11 protein-coding genes and 2 tRNA genes are annotated in these 15,428 nt (G+C 65.2%); 9 read left to right on the forward strand and 4 right to left on the reverse strand.

Going from position 1 to position 15,428, the window contains the following annotated elements:
• Nucleotides 1-102: 102 nt before the first annotated feature.
• On the reverse strand, nucleotides 103-3,867 hold the full coding sequence (locus LOC60_RS05440) for a zinc-dependent metalloprotease family protein (protein WP_230023227.1): 3,765 nt from the start codon (nucleotides 3,865-3,867) through the stop codon (nucleotides 103-105).
• 247 nt (nucleotides 3,868-4,114) lie between these two features.
• On the opposite strand from LOC60_RS05440, the gene LOC60_RS05445 reads away from it, so the two are divergent.
• Nucleotides 4,115-4,585, forward strand: a complete 471-nt coding sequence (locus LOC60_RS05445) for a ribose-5-phosphate isomerase (RefSeq protein ID WP_230023229.1) — start codon at nucleotides 4,115-4,117, stop codon at nucleotides 4,583-4,585.
• Entirely contained in the window at nucleotides 4,585-5,490 is a 906-nt protein-coding gene (locus LOC60_RS05450; RefSeq protein ID WP_230023231.1) for an Fpg/Nei family DNA glycosylase, read from the forward strand. Before LOC60_RS05445 ends, LOC60_RS05450 begins: the two co-directional genes overlap by 1 nt.
• A 55-nt stretch (nucleotides 5,491-5,545) precedes the next feature.
• Here LOC60_RS05450 and LOC60_RS05455 read toward each other — a convergent pair.
• Nucleotides 5,546-5,619: transfer RNA gene (locus LOC60_RS05455), tRNA-Gly, on the reverse strand.
• Nucleotides 5,620-5,769: 150 nt separating this feature from the next.
• Here LOC60_RS05455 and LOC60_RS05460 point away from each other — a divergent pair.
• The 6 genes from LOC60_RS05460 to LOC60_RS05485 all read left to right on the forward strand — a co-directional run bounded on the left by LOC60_RS05460 (nucleotide 5,770) and on the right by LOC60_RS05485 (nucleotide 11,039).
• Nucleotides 5,770-5,843: transfer RNA gene (locus LOC60_RS05460), tRNA-Pro, on the forward strand.
• A gap of 55 nt (nucleotides 5,844-5,898) precedes the next feature.
• Nucleotides 5,899-7,248 (forward strand): trigger factor, encoded by a 1,350-nt coding sequence (tig, locus tag LOC60_RS05465; RefSeq protein ID WP_230023234.1) that lies wholly within the window; start codon nucleotides 5,899-5,901, stop codon nucleotides 7,246-7,248.
• 286 nt (nucleotides 7,249-7,534) lie between these two features.
• On the forward strand, nucleotides 7,535-8,155 hold the full coding sequence (locus LOC60_RS05470; protein ID WP_227922731.1) for an ATP-dependent Clp protease proteolytic subunit: 621 nt from the start codon (nucleotides 7,535-7,537) through the stop codon (nucleotides 8,153-8,155).
• A 47-nt stretch (nucleotides 8,156-8,202) separates the two neighbouring features.
• Nucleotides 8,203-8,877 (forward strand): ATP-dependent Clp protease proteolytic subunit, encoded by a 675-nt coding sequence (locus LOC60_RS05475; RefSeq protein WP_227921049.1) that lies wholly within the window; start codon nucleotides 8,203-8,205, stop codon nucleotides 8,875-8,877.
• A 168-nt stretch (nucleotides 8,878-9,045) separates the two neighbouring features.
• Nucleotides 9,046-10,338 carry an ATP-dependent Clp protease ATP-binding subunit ClpX gene (gene clpX / locus LOC60_RS05480; RefSeq protein ID WP_229951660.1) on the forward strand — a complete coding sequence of 431 codons (1,293 nt, stop codon included), beginning with the start codon at nucleotides 9,046-9,048 and terminating at the stop codon, nucleotides 10,336-10,338.
• A 65-nt stretch (nucleotides 10,339-10,403) separates the two neighbouring features.
• Nucleotides 10,404-11,039 carry a mycothiol-dependent nitroreductase Rv2466c family protein gene (locus tag LOC60_RS05485; protein ID WP_230023237.1) on the forward strand — a complete coding sequence of 212 codons (636 nt, stop codon included), beginning with the start codon at nucleotides 10,404-10,406 and terminating at the stop codon, nucleotides 11,037-11,039.
• A 69-nt stretch (nucleotides 11,040-11,108) separates the two neighbouring features.
• Here the strand turns inward: LOC60_RS05485 and valS are convergent, their stop codons facing one another.
• Nucleotides 11,109-13,736, reverse strand: coding sequence for a valine--tRNA ligase (gene valS, locus LOC60_RS05490; RefSeq protein ID WP_230023240.1), 2,628 nt, complete (start codon nucleotides 13,734-13,736; stop codon nucleotides 11,109-11,111).
• Nucleotides 13,737-13,881: 145 nt separating this feature from the next.
• Nucleotides 13,882-14,172, reverse strand: a complete 291-nt coding sequence (locus LOC60_RS05495; protein WP_230023243.1) for a hypothetical protein — start codon at nucleotides 14,170-14,172, stop codon at nucleotides 13,882-13,884.
• Nucleotides 14,173-14,467: 295 nt separating this feature from the next.
• On the opposite strand from LOC60_RS05495, the gene LOC60_RS05500 reads away from it, so the two are divergent.
• Nucleotides 14,468-15,355, forward strand: coding sequence for an endonuclease domain-containing protein (locus LOC60_RS05500; protein ID WP_230023246.1), 888 nt, complete (start codon nucleotides 14,468-14,470; stop codon nucleotides 15,353-15,355).
• Nucleotides 15,356-15,428 lie beyond the last annotated feature (73 nt).

The following is a 15,428-nucleotide window of genomic DNA, read 5'->3' on the forward strand; positions in this document are numbered from 1 at the left end:
CTGCAACAGTCTCTCACTGCTACGCACCCTGCCAACGCAGGGGAGGGCGGTTTGCCGAAGCAATCCGCCCTCCCGATATCATCCCCGGTGGTTACTTATCCGCTATTTGTACTGGATAAGTGCTTTCCCGTCGGTGCCGAGGACAATCTTTCCGCCCCGGAAATCCTGCACCTTGGTTTTGCCAACGGCATATTCACCGGTTGTGGGGAAGCCCAGTCGACCGCTTTCGAATCCCTGCCCGCGGTATGCATCGCGGATGGGGCCGTTCTGGGACACCTGCGCACCTGTGGCCGAAGACCACAGGATGGCGCCGTTCCTGTAATTCTGGTATTTGCCGCCGGGGATGGTTACTTCTCCGCTGGTGGGGAAGCCGAGCCCGCCGGTTTCAAAGCCCGTCTTCTGGTAGGCGTCCCGGATGGGTCCGGTAAGGGAGACCTGCGCGCCGGTGGCGGCGGACCAGAGGATCGCGCCGTTTTTGTAGTTCTGGTATTTGCCGCCCGGGATCACCTTCTCGGAGCCGGTGGGGAAGCCGAGGGGGCCGCTTTCGGATCCCGACTTCCGGTAAGCGTCCCGGATGGGCCCGTCCGTGGAAACCAGTGCCCCTGCCGAGGCCGTCCAGTGGATGGAACCCTTGCTGAAGTTTTGGTATTTTCCACCGCCGGCCACGGTGATCTCAGCGCTGATGGGGAAGCCGAGCACACCGGTTTCATAGCCGGTTTTCGAATAGGCGTCCCGGATCACTCCCTTCGGAGAGACCTGGGCGCCGGTGGCGGCGGACCAGAGGATCGCTCCGTTTTGGAAGTCCTGGTATTTGCCGCCGCGGACGGTAACTTCTCCGCTGGTGGGGAAGCCGAGGGGGCCGGTCTCGGATCCCGACTTCCGGTAGGCGTCCCGGATGGGCCCGTCGGCGGAAACCTGTGCACCGGTTGAGGCCGTCCAGAGGATGGTGCCGTTGGCGAAGGTCTGGTGCTTCCCGCCGGGGATGCTGACTTCTCCGCTGGTGGGGAAGCCGAGGGGGCCGGTCTCGAATCCTGTTTTGGCATAGGCGTCCCGAACGGCGCCCTTGACGGAGACCTGCGCGCCGGTTGAGTCCGACCAGAGAATCGCCCCTTGGGAGAAGTTCTGGTACTTTCCGCCGGCCACGGTGACTTCACCGCTGGTGGGGAAGCCGAGCGGGCCGGTTTCGTAGCCCGTCTTCGCATACGCGTTGCGGATCGCTCCGCTGGGGGAAACCTGCGCACCGCCCGACGCCGACCAGAGGATTGCACCGTTTTGGAAGTTCTGGTACTTCCCGCCCGGGATATTGGTTTCTCCGCCGGTGGGGAAGCCAAGCGGCCCCCGCTCAAAGCCGGATTTGCGGTAAGCGTCCCGGATGGCTCCGCTGAGGGAAATCTGTGCGCCGCCGGACGCCGTCCAGAGGATGGCTCCGTTCTTGTAGTCCTGGTATTTGCCGCCCGGGACGCTAACTTCTCCGCTGGTGGGGAAACCCAGCGGACCGGTCTCGAATCCGGTTTCGCGGTAGGCGTCGCGGATGTCCCCGTTAAGGGTCACCTGCGCTCCGGTGGCCGCGGACCAGAGGATGGCCCCGTGGGCGAAGTTCTGGTATTTGCCCCCGGGTACGGACGTTTCGGAACCGGTGGGGAAGCCGAGCGGACCGGTTTCGTAGCCCGACCGCTGGTAGGTCTCCCGGATGGCCCCGTTGAGGGTCACCTGGGCTCCGGTGGCGGCGGACCAGAGGATCGCCCCGTTGGTGAAGTTCTGGTAGCTGCCCCCGGGTACGGACGTTTCGGAACCGGTGGGGAAGCCGAGCGCACCGGCCTCGAAGCCCGCCTTCTGATAGGCGGTCCTGATGGCGCCCTTGAGCGAAACCTGCGCGCCGCTGGCGGCGGACCACAGGATGGCGCCGTTCGTGAAGTTCTGGTACTGGCCGCCGCGGACGTTGATGGGCCCGCTGGTCGGGAAGCCGAGGGGGCCGCGTTCATAGCCGGTGTTCCGGTAGGTATCCCGGATGGACCCGTCAATGCTGACCTGCGCTCCGGTGGAAGCGGACCAGAGGATCGCACCGTTCTGGAAGTCCTGGTACCTGCCGCCCGTGACGGCTTTTTCGGGGCCGGTGGGGTAGCCCAGCAAACCGGTTTCGAAGCCTGTGTTGCGGTAGGTATCCCGAATGGGTCCGTTGACGGATGCCTGGGCGCCGGTGGCGGCGCTCCAAAGCACGGCACCGCCTTCGAAGTTGCGATAGGCGCCGTTGTCCCGGATCCCGCCGGTAACTTCCGAAGTGGGGGATCCGAGGGCGGGGTTGGCGGCGCGTGCCTGCTCGATCGGTTCGGCCGCCCGCGCGGCGGCCCCACCGGTGATGGTCACTGACGCCGAGTCCCCGTTGACCGAGTTGATCCTGACCGTGGTGCCACTGTGGGTGGTGAATGTCTGGCCGGACTGCCAGGTGCTGTTGGCGTTGGTGTAGCCGGCAAAGTCCCGGGTATTGGGCGAGACGATCACGGAGTTGACCGCCCAACTGTTGGCGAGGTCCGCCTTGACGATCTTCACGCCGCGGTTTCCGCCCACTGCCGTCCCGGTGTCGTAGCCCACCGGTGTACGAAGCTCGAGGTAATAGGTTTCTCCCGAAGCGTCCTTGAACTTCACGGCACGTTTGGCAGCCGACCCTGCCCACGGCCGAAGCGTGTAGGTCTTGGCCTGCCCCGGCGCACCGGCGTTGAGGATTTCGTCGCCGCGGCCGAAGGTGCCGGAGTCCCAGAAATAGGAACTGATCATCGGCAGGTTGTACTGCGCATAACCCATCAGGTCCGAGGTATCTCCGTACTCCCGCGACGTGCACGCGCCGTCGGCCCAGTTGCCCGCGGAGTTGACCCCGATATCGGACCGGCCGTTGTTGCACTTGAGGCTGTTGGCATGCAGCAGGCCGAGTACATGGCCAAGTTCATGGGTGACTACGTTGTTGGTAAAGCCGGAAGGCCTGGGCATCAGCACCGAGCCGCTGGTGGGGCCGGACGTCCAGCCGCCGCCCAGGATGCCGCCGTAACCGCCGCTGCGCAGGTCACCTGCCGGAACGAACACCACAAGGGCCTCGTTTGGGGTGTCATACCACCGGAGGTCCTTCCTGATGGTGTTCATCATCGCCGCGTAGTCCTGCCCGGAGTTCGCAGTGCTGTTCAGCGTCTTGGTTTCGGCAATCGCCATACCCAGCCGCTGGTCCGATGCGGCCCGCCAGTACCTGTTGGCCTCCGTGATGGAGTTCTTGGCGGCCTGCTGGTCCACTCCGCCGCGGTTGTCCGTCAGCGTTGCGAAGACCAGGGTCACCTGAATGGTTCCGCTGCGCGCAGCGGCGGCCGTCGTGCTGGCTGCGCCGCCCTGCCTCGCGCTGACGGCTGAGAGGCCGTGGCCATGCGCGGCGGAGATATCGGTTTCCACTGCGGACCGTACGGTGCCGTCGGGGTCGGTTACCAGAGGGGTATTGGGGCCGGGAACAGGGAACCCGCCGCCAACCACGGGATCGTAGCCTTCTCCGTCCTGCGGCTGATCTTCGTCGTCCGTGCTCTTTGTTTCGGAGTCCGGCGCCGGGACGGCCGGATCAGTGGCCGGCACAGTGGCAGTCGGCACCGGCTCAGCGGCCGGCTCAGTTTCGGTCGGCGCGTTCTGCTTCGGCTTCTGGGTGCCCTGCGCGGGAGTGGCCGGATCGGCCTCCGGCTCCTCAGCGGGCACCGGAGACGGAACGGTTGAACGGGCGCCCGGTCCGGGCGCGTCAGTGGCAGCCGACTGCGGGAGCTCATTGAGCCCCTGGGCAGGAAGCCCTCCTGCCGTCAACGAAGCAGCGAGGAGGGCCAGAACGGCGAGTTTTGCACTTTTCAATAGATAATCCTTGTAGGGCGAGGCCTGGTGGCGCAAACGGTGCAGCATCCACAACGCCCGCGTCCGACATGGAGAACCGAACCGAGCGTAGGCGAACTTAGAATTAGTCCTATCTGCCTTATCGGCAGGCCTGCCGGTTATGTAAGCAGTGTTCACCGGAGAAAAAGCCGGCAATTTGGAAGCCGCACTGCGGCGGAAGCTAGGCTGGAAGCGTCTTTCCCTTCCCGAAGAAACGGATTTATTTCTAATGCGCGTGCACATTGCAACCGACCACGCAGGCATGGACCTGAGCTCCCACCTCATCGCCCACCTGGCAGGCAAGGGGTACGACGTCGTTGACCACGGCCCCCGCGAATACGACGCCGAGGACGATTACCCGGCATTCTGCATCAACGCAGCGGAGGCCGTTGTCCGGGATCAGGAAGCCGGCACGGAAGCCCTGGGAATTGTGCTGGGGGGTTCCGGAAACGGCGAGCAGATCGCAGCGAACAAGGTCCGGGGCGTGCGGGCGGCACTGGCTTGGAACCTCGAAACGGCCAAGCTTGCCCGGCAGCACAATGACGCGAACATCGTGGCGGTGGGTGGACGCCAGCACAGCGTCGAGGAAGCCACCGGCATCATCGAGGCCTTCCTGGCCGAACCCTTCAGCGACGCCGAACGCCACGTGCGGCGGATCGCCCAGATCGCACGGTACGAAACCACCGGTTCGACCCGCTAATGCCCGAGGGCCACTCGATCCACCGCCTGGCCCGGCAGTTCAACTCGGCGTTCGGCGGGGCTTCGCTGTCCGTCAGCAGCCCGCAGGGCCGGTTTGCCGCCGGTGCCGCACGGTTGGACGGCCATGTGCTCGAAGCAGCGGAAGCCCACGGCAAGCAGCTGTTCCTGCACTTCGACAACGATCTCTATCTGCGCATCCACCTGGGCCTTTACGGTGCCTTCGACTTCGGCGGGGATAAAACCTTCACGGGTGCCTCCAGCATCGGCGCGCCCCGGCGCGTGGGGGAGCAGGAGGTGGCGGGTGACGACGGCGCGGGCTACGCCGGCCCGCCCGAGCCCAGGGGAGCAGTGCGGGTCCGGCTGGTCTCCGAGCATGGCTGGGCGGACCTGCGTGGCCCCACCGCATGCGAGGTGGTTACGGAGGCCGAACGCAGCAAAGTGCTGGCACGGCTGGGGCCGGACCCGTTGGCTGACGGCGCTGACGGCACCGCCGGAACCGAGGCAGCGGCGGAATTCACGCGCCGGCTGCGGAGCAGGGGCTCGCCGGTGGGCCTGCTCCTGATGAACCAGGAAGTCCTTGCCGGCGTGGGCAACGTCTACCGCGCCGAAGCGCTCTTCCGGGCCCGGATGTCTCCCTGGCGGCTCGGCCGCAGCGTCGGCGGGGACGAGGCAGCCCAGCTGTGGAACGACGTCGTGCGCCTGATGAACGACGGCGTGCGGCAGGGCAGGATCATCACCACGGAGCCGCAGGACCGGGACGACGCCGGCGAACCCGTACCCGTGTCCGAGGCCCACTATGTCTATAAACGGACGGGACTGCCGTGCCGGCGCTGCGGAACGCCGGTGGCCGGAACGGACATGGGCACCCGGAAACTGTACTGGTGCCCGTCCTGCCAGGCGGACTGAGACCTGCTGCCAAACGCAGGAAGGGCCTTCCGCAGTGCGGAAGGCCCTTCTAAGCTGGAGGGGATGACGGGAATCGAACCCGCGTAATCAGTTTGGAAGACTGAGGCTCTACCATTGAGCTACATCCCCGGCGCCGTAAGGCAGGTTTTACCTTAGCACGCGATAACCGGCCGTGAGTAATCGGCCCGTATCCGGTTCCCGGCCGGGTGCGGAATCCATCCCGCAGCACGGAAATTGGTCATACCCGCTTTCGGGCAGGTAGGCTGTCAGGTGCACTGACGGGGTGTAGCTCAGCTTGGAAGAGCGCCTGCTTTGGGAGCAGGAAGTCGCAGGTTCAAATCCTGTCACCCCGACTCTGTATAACCATGGTGCAGACCAATCCCAGAAACCCTCAGGAGAACTTACGCTGTGAAGAGCGCCGTAGAAAACCTCACACCCACGCGGGTAAAGCTCAACGTCGAAGTTCCGTTCGAGGAACTGAAGCCGAGCATCGAAGAGGCCTACAAGACCATCGCCACTCAGGTGCAGGTCCCGGGCTTCCGCAAGGGCAAGGTTCCCAACCGCCTCATCGATCAGCGCGTGGGCCGCGGCTACGTTCTGGAGACGGCGATCAATGACGGACTCAACGGCTTCTACGCCGCAGCCGTCCAGGAAACCGGCATCACGCCCCTGAGCCGGCCCGAAGTTGAGATCACCGAAGTACCGGATCCCGGCACCGACGAGGGCCAGCTGGTCTTCACCGTCGAACTGGACATCCGTCCCGAAATCGAGCTGCCGGACTACGCCGGCCTCGAGGTCACCGTCGAGCCCGCCGAGGCTTCCGACGCCGACGTCGACAAGGCCCTGGACGAACTGCGCAGCCGCTTCGGCACGCTGAAGTCCGTGGACCGCCCCGCAGCTGCTGATGACTTCCTGACCATGGACCTGGTTGCCAAGGTTGACGGTGAAGAGGTGGATTCCGCCGCTGACCTGTCCTACCAGGTAGGCGCCGGAACCATGCTCGAAGGCATGGACGAGGCCGTTACCGGCCTGAGCAGCGGCGAGTCCGCTACGTTCAACACCAAGCTGGCCGGCGGCGAGCACGCAGGCGCCGACGCCGTGGTCACCGTTACGGTCAAGGCCGTCAAGGAGCGCGAGCTCCCGGAAGCCAATGACGACTTTGCCCAGCTGGCAAGCGAGTTCGACACCATCGGTGAACTGCGCGAAGACCTCACCAAGCGTGCGGCTGAGTCCAAGCTGATGGAGCAGGGCGTCGAGGCCCGCGACAAGGTCCTGGAGAAGCTGCTCGAGCTCGTTGAGGTTCCGGTTCCGGAATCCGTCATCGAAGAGCAGATCGAACAGCACTTCAACTCGGAGAGCGCCCAGACTTCCGGTGCCGACCACGACACCGAGGAGCACCGCGCCGAGGTCCGTGCCAACACGGAGGCCGCCTTCAAGAACGAAATCATTCTTGACGCCGTAGCCGAGAAGGAAGAAGTAGGCGTCGCCCAGAACGAGCTGATCGACTACATCGTTTCCTCCGCCTCCCAGTACGGCATGGATCCGAACCAGTTCGCCCAGCTGATTGACCAGAGCGGCCAGGTTCCGATGATGGTCGGTGAGGTCCGCCGCCGCAAGGCACTGGCCAAGGTCCTGGAACTGGCCAAGGTCACCGACACCACGGGTGCCGAGATTGACCTGACCGACTTCGTCCGGCCCGCCGGCGAAGAGGTTGAGGCAGCAGAAGCCGAAGAAGAGCAGAACGAAGACAAGGCCTAGCCTGTCCGGGTTTCCCCAGCGGAAACCAGCCCCTGTGCCGGCCGGGCGAATTGGCCCGCGGCACGCGGGGTTTAAGGTTAATTTAACCCCAAGGGGCGCACCACGGACCGATGTGACGCGCATCGTGCGCCGTCAGCGAACAGTCGGCGAAACCGACGCGGATCGCCGCCGCAACAGGCTAGTGTCCTAGAAGAGACAAACGGCAGGAGCCGCTGGCACGGCCAGCACCCGTTCCTGCCAGAGCGAGAGGTCACTCAGTATGGCAACTGCACCGAACACACCCACCATGGCAACGGTGGACCCGGCCGGCCGGGACGACTACATCTACAACCGCCTGCTCAAAGAGCGGATCATCTGGTTGGGCTCGGAAGTCCGGGACGAGAATGCCAACGCGATCTGCTCCCAGCTTCTGCTGCTTTCCGCGGAAGATCCTGAGAAGGACATCTACCTTTACATCAACTCTCCCGGCGGTTCCGTGACCGCAGGCATGGCGATCTACGACACCATGCAGTTCATCCCGAACGACGTCGTCACGGTCGCCACCGGCCTGGCCGCCTCCATGGGCCAGTTCCTGCTCTCCTCCGGCACCAAGGGCAAGCGCTACGCAACGCCGCACGCCCGCATCCTGATGCACCAGCCCTCCGGCGGAATCGGCGGCACGGCTTCGGACATCAAGATCCAGGCCGAGCTGATCCTGAACATGAAGCGCGTGATGGCCGAACTGACCGCCGAGCAGACCGGCCAGACCGTCGAAACCATCCTCAAGGACAATGACCGCGACAAGTGGTTCACCGCGCAGGAAGCCCTGGAATACGGCTTCTTCGACAAGATCTCCGCCCACGCAGGCGGCGTGACCGGCGGCGGCGGAACCAACCAGGACCAGGCAGAGGGCAAGGACGAGGACTAGGGTCCCCGGCCAGCCACCCCTCCATTTGCAGACTTCAGGAGTAATTCATGAACCATAATTTCGGCACCGCCGGCTCCGCCGTCGCCCCGCAGATGCCCACCAGCCGCTACGTCCTGCCGCAGTTCGAAGAGCGCACGCCCTACGGCTTCAAGCGCCAGGACCCGTACACCAAGCTGTTCGAAGACCGCATCATCTTCCTGGGCGTCCAGGTTGACGACGCGTCCGCCGACGACGTCATGGCCCAGCTGCTGGTCCTTGAGTCCACGGATCCGGACCGCGACATCACCCTGTACATTAACTCCCCGGGCGGCTCGTTCACGGCCATGACGGCCATTTACGACACCATGCAGTACATCCGTCCGGAGATCCAGACGGTCTGCCTCGGTCAGGCGGCCAGTGCGGCCGCCGTGCTGCTGGCCGCCGGCACCCCGGGCAAGCGCCTGGCACTGCCGAACGCCCGCGTGCTCATCCACCAGCCGTCGCTGTCCGGCGGCCAGGGCGGCCAGGCCTCCGACCTGGAAATCCAGGCCGCCGAGGTCATGCGGATGCGCACCTGGCTGGAGGACACCCTGGCGCTGCACTCCAACCGCACCTCCGAGCAGGTCAACACGGACATCGAGCGCGACAAGATCCTGACCGCCGATTCGGCCCTGGAATACGGGCTGATCGACCAGGTCCTTGATTCCCGCAAGCTCAAGACGCCGGCCATCAACAAGATGTAACCGGCTCCACCCATAAGCAGGATGTTCCGGCGGCCCGTGGCGCGTAATATCGCACCACGGGCCGTTTGGTTGCTGAATAGCTCCTCCAAGTGTCCTAGAGTGGATCATGGTTGGCTCAGCCCATGCTGCGGAACCGTTTTTTGATGGACCATCTAAGGGGACTGAACTATGGCTCGCATTGGTGAGAGCACGGATCTGCTCAAGTGCTCTTTCTGCGGAAAGAGCCAGAAGCAGGTGCGTAAACTCATTGCCGGCCCCGGCGTGTACATCTGCGATGAGTGCATCGACCTCTGCAACGAGATCATCGAGGAAGAGCTCTCCGAGGTTGCCGATTTGGGCACCTTCGAGCTGCCCAAGCCCCGCGAGATCTTCGATTCGCTCCAGGAATACGTTATCGGCCAGGAACCCGCCAAGCGGTCGCTGGCCGTTGCTGTCTACAACCACTACAAGCGCATCCAGGCGGGCCACGCCCCGCGGGGCGCCGGCAACCTCGCCGATGCCGTAGCTGCCGACGACGTCGAAATCGGCAAGTCCAACATCCTCCTGATCGGTCCCACCGGCTGCGGCAAGACCTATCTGGCGCAGACCCTGGCCCGCCGGCTCAACGTCCCCTTCGCCGTTGCCGATGCCACCGCGCTCACCGAAGCCGGGTATGTCGGTGAAGACGTGGAGAACATCCTGCTCAAGCTCATCCAGGCCGCGGACTACGACGTCAAGAAGGCCGAGCAGGGCATCATCTACATTGACGAGATCGACAAGATCTCCCGTAAGAGCGAAAACCCGTCGATCACCCGCGACGTGTCCGGCGAAGGCGTGCAGCAGGCGCTGCTGAAGATCCTCGAAGGCACCGTCGCCTCCGTCCCGCCGCAGGGCGGGCGCAAGCATCCGCACCAGGAATTCATCCAGATCGACACCACCAACGTCCTCTTCATTGTTGCCGGCGCCTTTGCCGGCCTGGAGGAGATCATCGGTTCGCGGTCCGGCCGCAAGGGCATCGGTTTCGGTGCGCCGCTGATCGAAACGACAAAGGGTACCGACTCCTACGCGGAGGTCATGCCCGAGGACCTGCTGAAATTCGGACTGATTCCGGAATTCATCGGCCGGCTTCCCGTGATCACCACGGTCTCCAACCTGGACCGCACGGCCCTGATCCGCATCCTGACCGAGCCCAAGAACGCCCTGGTCAAGCAGTACCAGAAGATGTTCCAGCTTGACGGCGTCGAGCTCACCTTCGAGCAGGGCGCACTGGACGCGATCGCCGACCAGGCGCTGGACCGCGGCACCGGAGCCCGCGGGCTGCGTGCCATCCTCGAGGAAGTGCTGCTGCCGGTCATGTTCGACCTGCCCAGCCAGGAGGACGTCGCCACGGTGGTCATCACCGCCGATACCGTGGAGAAGAAGGCCGAACCTACCCTCATCTCGCACGCCGTCGCGACCAAGCGCAGGAACAAATCGGCCTGAGCCGCGGTTGGTAGAAGTAGTATGCAGGGCGCATCTGCGCCGTCCACCGCTTCGAAGGAGTTTCCATGACCGCTAACGGTTCTGTGTCCGCCGCCGGTTCGGCATCGACTGCCGATTTCTGGTTTGACCCGATGTGCCCGTTCGCCTGGGTCACCTCCCGCTGGATGGACGAGGTGGAACAGGTCCGCGATGTCCGCACCGACTGGCACGTTATGAGCCTGGCCGTCCTGAACGAGGGACGCGAGCTTCCGGAGGACTACCGGAAGCGGATGGATGCAGCCTGGGGTCCGGTGCGCGTGATCATTGCTGCGCAGGAACTGCACGGCAGCGAATACATCAAGAAGCTGTACGACGCCATGGGTACGCGGATCCACGTCGGCGGCAACAGCGACTTCCCCACGGTCATCCGGGAAGCCCTGGCGGAGGTGGGCCTGCCCGCCGAGCTGGCGCGCTACGCCGACACCGATGAGTACGACGCGCAGCTTCGTGCCTCGCACAAGGAAGGCATCGACAAGGTGGGCGACGACGTCGGAACCCCCATCGTGGCCTTCAACGGGACCGCGTTCTTCGGACCGGTGCTGACCCGCATCCCGCGCGGCGAAGAAGCAGGGGCCATGTTCGACGGCGCAGTGATGCTGGCCTCGAACCCCGCGTTCTTCGAACTCAAGCGCAGCCGCACCGAGAGCCCGCAGTTCGACTGATTAGTCTGCTTTCATAAAGAGAACGCCCGGCCGGGTAACCCGGCCGGGCGTTCTGCTGTCCTGCTGCGGTTACTCCGCCGGAGGTGCCAGTTCGACGTCGGAAACGGCGAGCTCGCCCTCGCCGACGGCCAGGTTCAGTTCCCGGACGTTGCCGGCGGCCAAAAGGTCCGCCTGTCCGGCGCGGAGCCGCGTCACTGCACCCTCGGGCGCGGTGACGGTGGCCTTGAGGACCTCGGTCCGCTGCTTGACCTTGGCCTCGGACTTGGCCTTGCGGATGCCGCCCAGGGCGGCGGCAACCGTACCGAGGATGCCGGCGTCGGCGTCCGCCACGGCAGTGGCAAGGCCGTCTACGTTCGGCCACGGCGCACGGTGCACCGATCCGGCGCGCCACCAGCCCCAGACCTCTTCGGTGGCGAAGGGCAGGAACGGAGCGAACAGGCGCAGCAGTGCGTCCAGGGTGGTGGCCAGGGTGGCCAGCACCGAGGCCTGCTCCGCCTCGCCGGCGGCACCGTAGGCACGGTCCTTGATCAGCTCCACATAGTCATCAGTGAAGGACCAGAAGAAGGACTCGGTCAGCTGCAGGGCCTTGGCGTAGTCATAGCGCTCAAACGCGCCCGTGGCGGCCTGGACGACGTCGGTCAGCTGGGCCAGCAGCGCCAGATCCAGGGCGTTGGTGATCACCGAGGTGTCCGCCAGGGCCACGTTCTTCTCCGTGGCGCCCAGGTTCAGGACGAACTTGGAGGCATTGAGCAGCTTGATGGCCAGGCGGCGGCCGATCTTCATCTGCGCAATTTCGTACGCCGTATCCGCACCGAGCTTCGCCGAGGCGGCCCAGTAACGCACCGCGTCGGAACCGAACTCGTTGAGCACATCGGTGGGGACCACCACGTTGCCCTTGGACTTGGACATCTTCTTCCGGTCCGGGTCCAGGATCCAGCCGGAAATCGCGGCATGCTTCCACGGCGCGGCGGCGTTCAGCGCGTCGGCGCGGACCACCGAGGAGAAGAGCCAGGTCCGGATGATGTCGTGGCCCTGCGGACGGAGGTCAAACGGGAAGACCTTCGAGAAGAGGTCCTCGTCCCGGCTCCAGCCGCCTACGATCTGCGGGGTCAGCGAGGAGGTGGCCCAGGTGTCGAGCACATCCGCGTCGCCGATGAAGCCGCCCGGCTGGTTGCGCTGGGACTCTTCGTAACCCGGAGCCGCTTCGGCAGCCGGATCCACCGGAAGGGATTCGGAGGCGGGCAGTACCGGGTTGTCGTAGTCCGGGTTGCCCGAGGCGTCCAGCGGGTACCAGACCGGCACGGGGACGCCGAAGAAGCGCTGGCGGGAGACCAGCCAGTCACCGTTCAGGCCCTCGATCCAGTTCTCGTAGCGGGAGCGCATAAACGCCGGGTGGAAGTCGATTTCCCTGCCCCGGGCGATCAGGCGTCCGCGGCGTTCCTCATCGCGCCCGCCGTTGCGGATGTACCACTGGCGGCTGGTAACCACTTCGAGGGGCTTATCGCCCTTTTCGAAGAAGTTGACCGGGTGGGTGATCTTCTTCGGCTCACCGTCGAGGTCGCCGCTTTCGCGCAGCATCTCGACGACGGTTTCCTTGGCGCTGAAGACTGTCTTAGTGGCGAGGGCGGCATAGTTTTCCTTGGCCGTCTCGGTGGCAATCCACTCCGGGGTCTCGGCGAGGATGCGGCCGTCGCGGCCGATCACGGCGCGGGTGGGCAGGTTCAGCTCGCGCCACCAGGTCACGTCGGTGAGGTCACCGAAGGTGCAGATCATGGCAATGCCGGAGCCCTTGTCGGGCTTGGCCAGCGGATGCGCCTTCACCTCCACCTCGACGTCGAACAGCGGGGACTTCACAGTGGTGCCGAAGAGGCGCTGGTACCGTTCGTCGTCGGGGTGCGCCACCAGGGCCACGCAGGCCGGGAGCAGTTCCGGGCGGGTGGTCTCGATGTAGATCTTCTCGCCGTCGGGGGCATGGAAGCTCACCCGGTGGTAGGCGCCGGGCTGTTCGCGGTCCTCGAGCTCGGCCTGGGCGACGGCGGTGCGGAAGGTGACGTCCCACAGGGTAGGGGCCTCGGCCATGTAGGCGTCGCCGGCCCGGAGGTTGTCCAGGAACGCGCGCTGGCTGACGGCACGCGAAGAGTCGTCGATCGTGCGGTAGGTCCGCGTCCAGTCCACGGAAAGGCCCAGGGTGGAGAAGAGATCCTCAAAGACCTTTTCATCCTCGACGGCCAGTTCCTCGCACAGCTCGATGAAGTTGCGGCGGGAGACGACGTCGAAATCGCGCTGGTTCTTCGCGGCCTTGGCCGGCGGACGGTAGTCGGCGTCGTACGGCTTGGTGGGGTCGCAGCGCACACCGTAGTAATTCTGTACGCGGCGCTCGGTGGGAAGGCCGTTGTCGTCCCAGCCCATCGGGTAGAAGACGTTCTTGCCGGTCATCCGCTTGTAACGGGCCATCACGTCGGTCTGCGTGTAGGAGAACATGTGTCCCACGTGCAGCGAGCCGGAGGCCGTGGGCGGGGGAGTGTCGATGGAGTAGACCTCGTCCCGGACCGTGTCCGGGTCAAACGCGTACGTTCCCTCCTCGCGCCAGCGGGCACTCAGCTTGGACTCGAGCCCCTCAAGGGCGGGCTTGTCGGGGACGGAAACGGTCTGGGGTTCGTTGTCGGGCGTGTCTGTGCCCGGGATATGTTCAGCCATGGTTTCCATTCTTCCATGCAGGCCTATGCCCTGAGGCACGTTACGGTCTGCCGGAATGTTGGGGTGCGGCGCCGTCGGGCCGTATTTGCCGTGCGGCAGGCGCAGTCCAGGCGCGTCGGAGCTTCCCGGGTCCCGAGCCGAAACCCTAGTTGTCCTGTGCCTTGCCGAAGTAGTGGGCCAGGAAAAAACTCATGGCGACTGCTCCGGTGAGCAGCGAGATGCGTTCACGTGGCCCGGCCGGGGTTCGGCCCAGCAGGGGGACGCCGCCGGCTGCGTTCAAGCCGCTCCAGAGGGCATTGGCCATGGGGCCGGAGAGCCCGACGCCGGGCGGATTGGCAAACGGCGTGGGGAACCGTTTTCCCTGCACGGCACTGACCCCGTGGGGGACTGCATTGGCGAGGAGTATCCCTGCGAAGAATCTGCTGATGAGAGGCATAAGGCTTGCCGAGTCCTGTTCGTGTAGGCGGGAAGTCCAGCGGGGAGCCGGTGTACCGAGAGCGTACAGCTTTGGCCCCCGCCCGGGTCCGCGAGCACAGCATCCCACCGGGTGGTGCTGCTGGTGCTGGTGGGACCTCAGTAGGCACCTGCAGCCCCAAACCGTGGGACCGCGTGCCAGCAGACAGCGTCGTCTCTCCCTCCACACAGGCTCTAACCGCAGCGGGTGCCCCGATGCACCCCACCCCGCAGCATGGAAGAGCAACAATCGGGCCGAGACACTCCACTGTTTGGGGATGCAGCAACTGGAGGCATTCCTGCTCACACGTTACGGAGTGGCCAGCTACGGGACGCTGACCGCCAACGGGTTCCCGCGGTGGACAGTCAACCAGGCTCTGCGCACCGGGATCGTCCGGCGCGTGGCCCGCGGGACGTTTGCACTGCCTCAGGCGGACGCCCGGTTGGTTCAGGCCGCACGCAGCCAGGCCTCGCTGACATGCGTCTCGGCGGCAGAGGTTCTGGGCTGGTGGTTGCTGACCCCACCCGAAACCGTCCATGTCCGGTGTGATGCGGCCCGGACAATACCCGGCACGGTCGTGCACCGGGGACAGCGGTCGGCACACCGGCTGATAGTGCCGCCCTGGCAGATCCTCCGGGACGCCTTCCGCTGCCTTCCCCGGCTGGACGCACTGGTGATGGCGGAATCCGCAGTCGTAACCAACGCCGTGGGACTGCAGAGCCTGCAGAAGGAATTCTCCGGGCAGCAGGACTGGCAGGTCCGGGCCCTGCTGGGGACCATTCGGCGGACCACGGCATCACCGCTGGAGGTCTGCGCGCGGTTCCACCTGCTGAACGCAGGCCTACGGATCGAGACGGAGGTCGCCCTCCCTGGTATCGGACGAGTGGATCTGCTTGTTGACGGGTGGCTGATCATCGAGATTGATGGGTTCGCGTTCCACAGCAGCAGAGAGCAGTACCGAGGGGACCGGCGACGCTGGAACGCGGCGGCAGCAGGCGGGTGGGTCACGCTGCGGATCACCGCGGAACTTGTCCTGCACCGACCGGACGAGTTCGTGGAGCTGGTGCAAAAGGCGCGGAATATGTGGAGCGGACGCGTGCCGACGTTTACCCGTGGACCAAGCCGGCGTGGCGGTAGCCGGACCAAGCCGGCCCCCGTAGCCTGACCAGCCCGGTGACCCTAACCGTCACAATGCTCAGCAACCCCGTGCCGGAGCCAAAGACGCACGGAACGCTGGC

This window comes from Arthrobacter sp. zg-Y769 (genome assembly GCF_020907405.1).
Classification (GTDB): domain Bacteria; phylum Actinomycetota; class Actinomycetes; order Actinomycetales; family Micrococcaceae; genus Arthrobacter_B.

Excerpts from the sequence above, each read along its gene's own strand:
- LOC60_RS05445 (WP_230023229.1), top strand. The coding sequence starts at position 4,115 with ATGCGCGTGCACATTGCAACCGACCACGCAGGCATGGACCTGAGCTCC.
- LOC60_RS05450 (WP_230023231.1), top strand. The coding sequence starts at position 4,585 with ATGCCCGAGGGCCACTCGATCCACCGCCTGGCCCGGCAGTTCAACTCG.
- LOC60_RS05470 (WP_227922731.1), top strand. The coding sequence starts at position 7,535 with ATGGCAACGGTGGACCCGGCCGGCCGGGACGACTACATCTACAACCGC.
- LOC60_RS05475 (WP_227921049.1), top strand. The coding sequence starts at position 8,203 with ATGAACCATAATTTCGGCACCGCCGGCTCCGCCGTCGCCCCGCAGATG.
- clpX (WP_229951660.1), top strand. The coding sequence starts at position 9,046 with ATGGCTCGCATTGGTGAGAGCACGGATCTGCTCAAGTGCTCTTTCTGC.
- LOC60_RS05485 (WP_230023237.1), top strand. The coding sequence starts at position 10,404 with ATGACCGCTAACGGTTCTGTGTCCGCCGCCGGTTCGGCATCGACTGCC.
- valS (WP_230023240.1), bottom strand. The coding sequence starts at position 13,736 with ATGGCTGAACATATCCCGGGCACAGACACGCCCGACAACGAACCCCAG.
- LOC60_RS05495 (WP_230023243.1), bottom strand. The coding sequence starts at position 14,172 with ATGCCTCTCATCAGCAGATTCTTCGCAGGGATACTCCTCGCCAATGCA.
- LOC60_RS05500 (WP_230023246.1), top strand. The coding sequence starts at position 14,468 with ATGCAGCAACTGGAGGCATTCCTGCTCACACGTTACGGAGTGGCCAGC.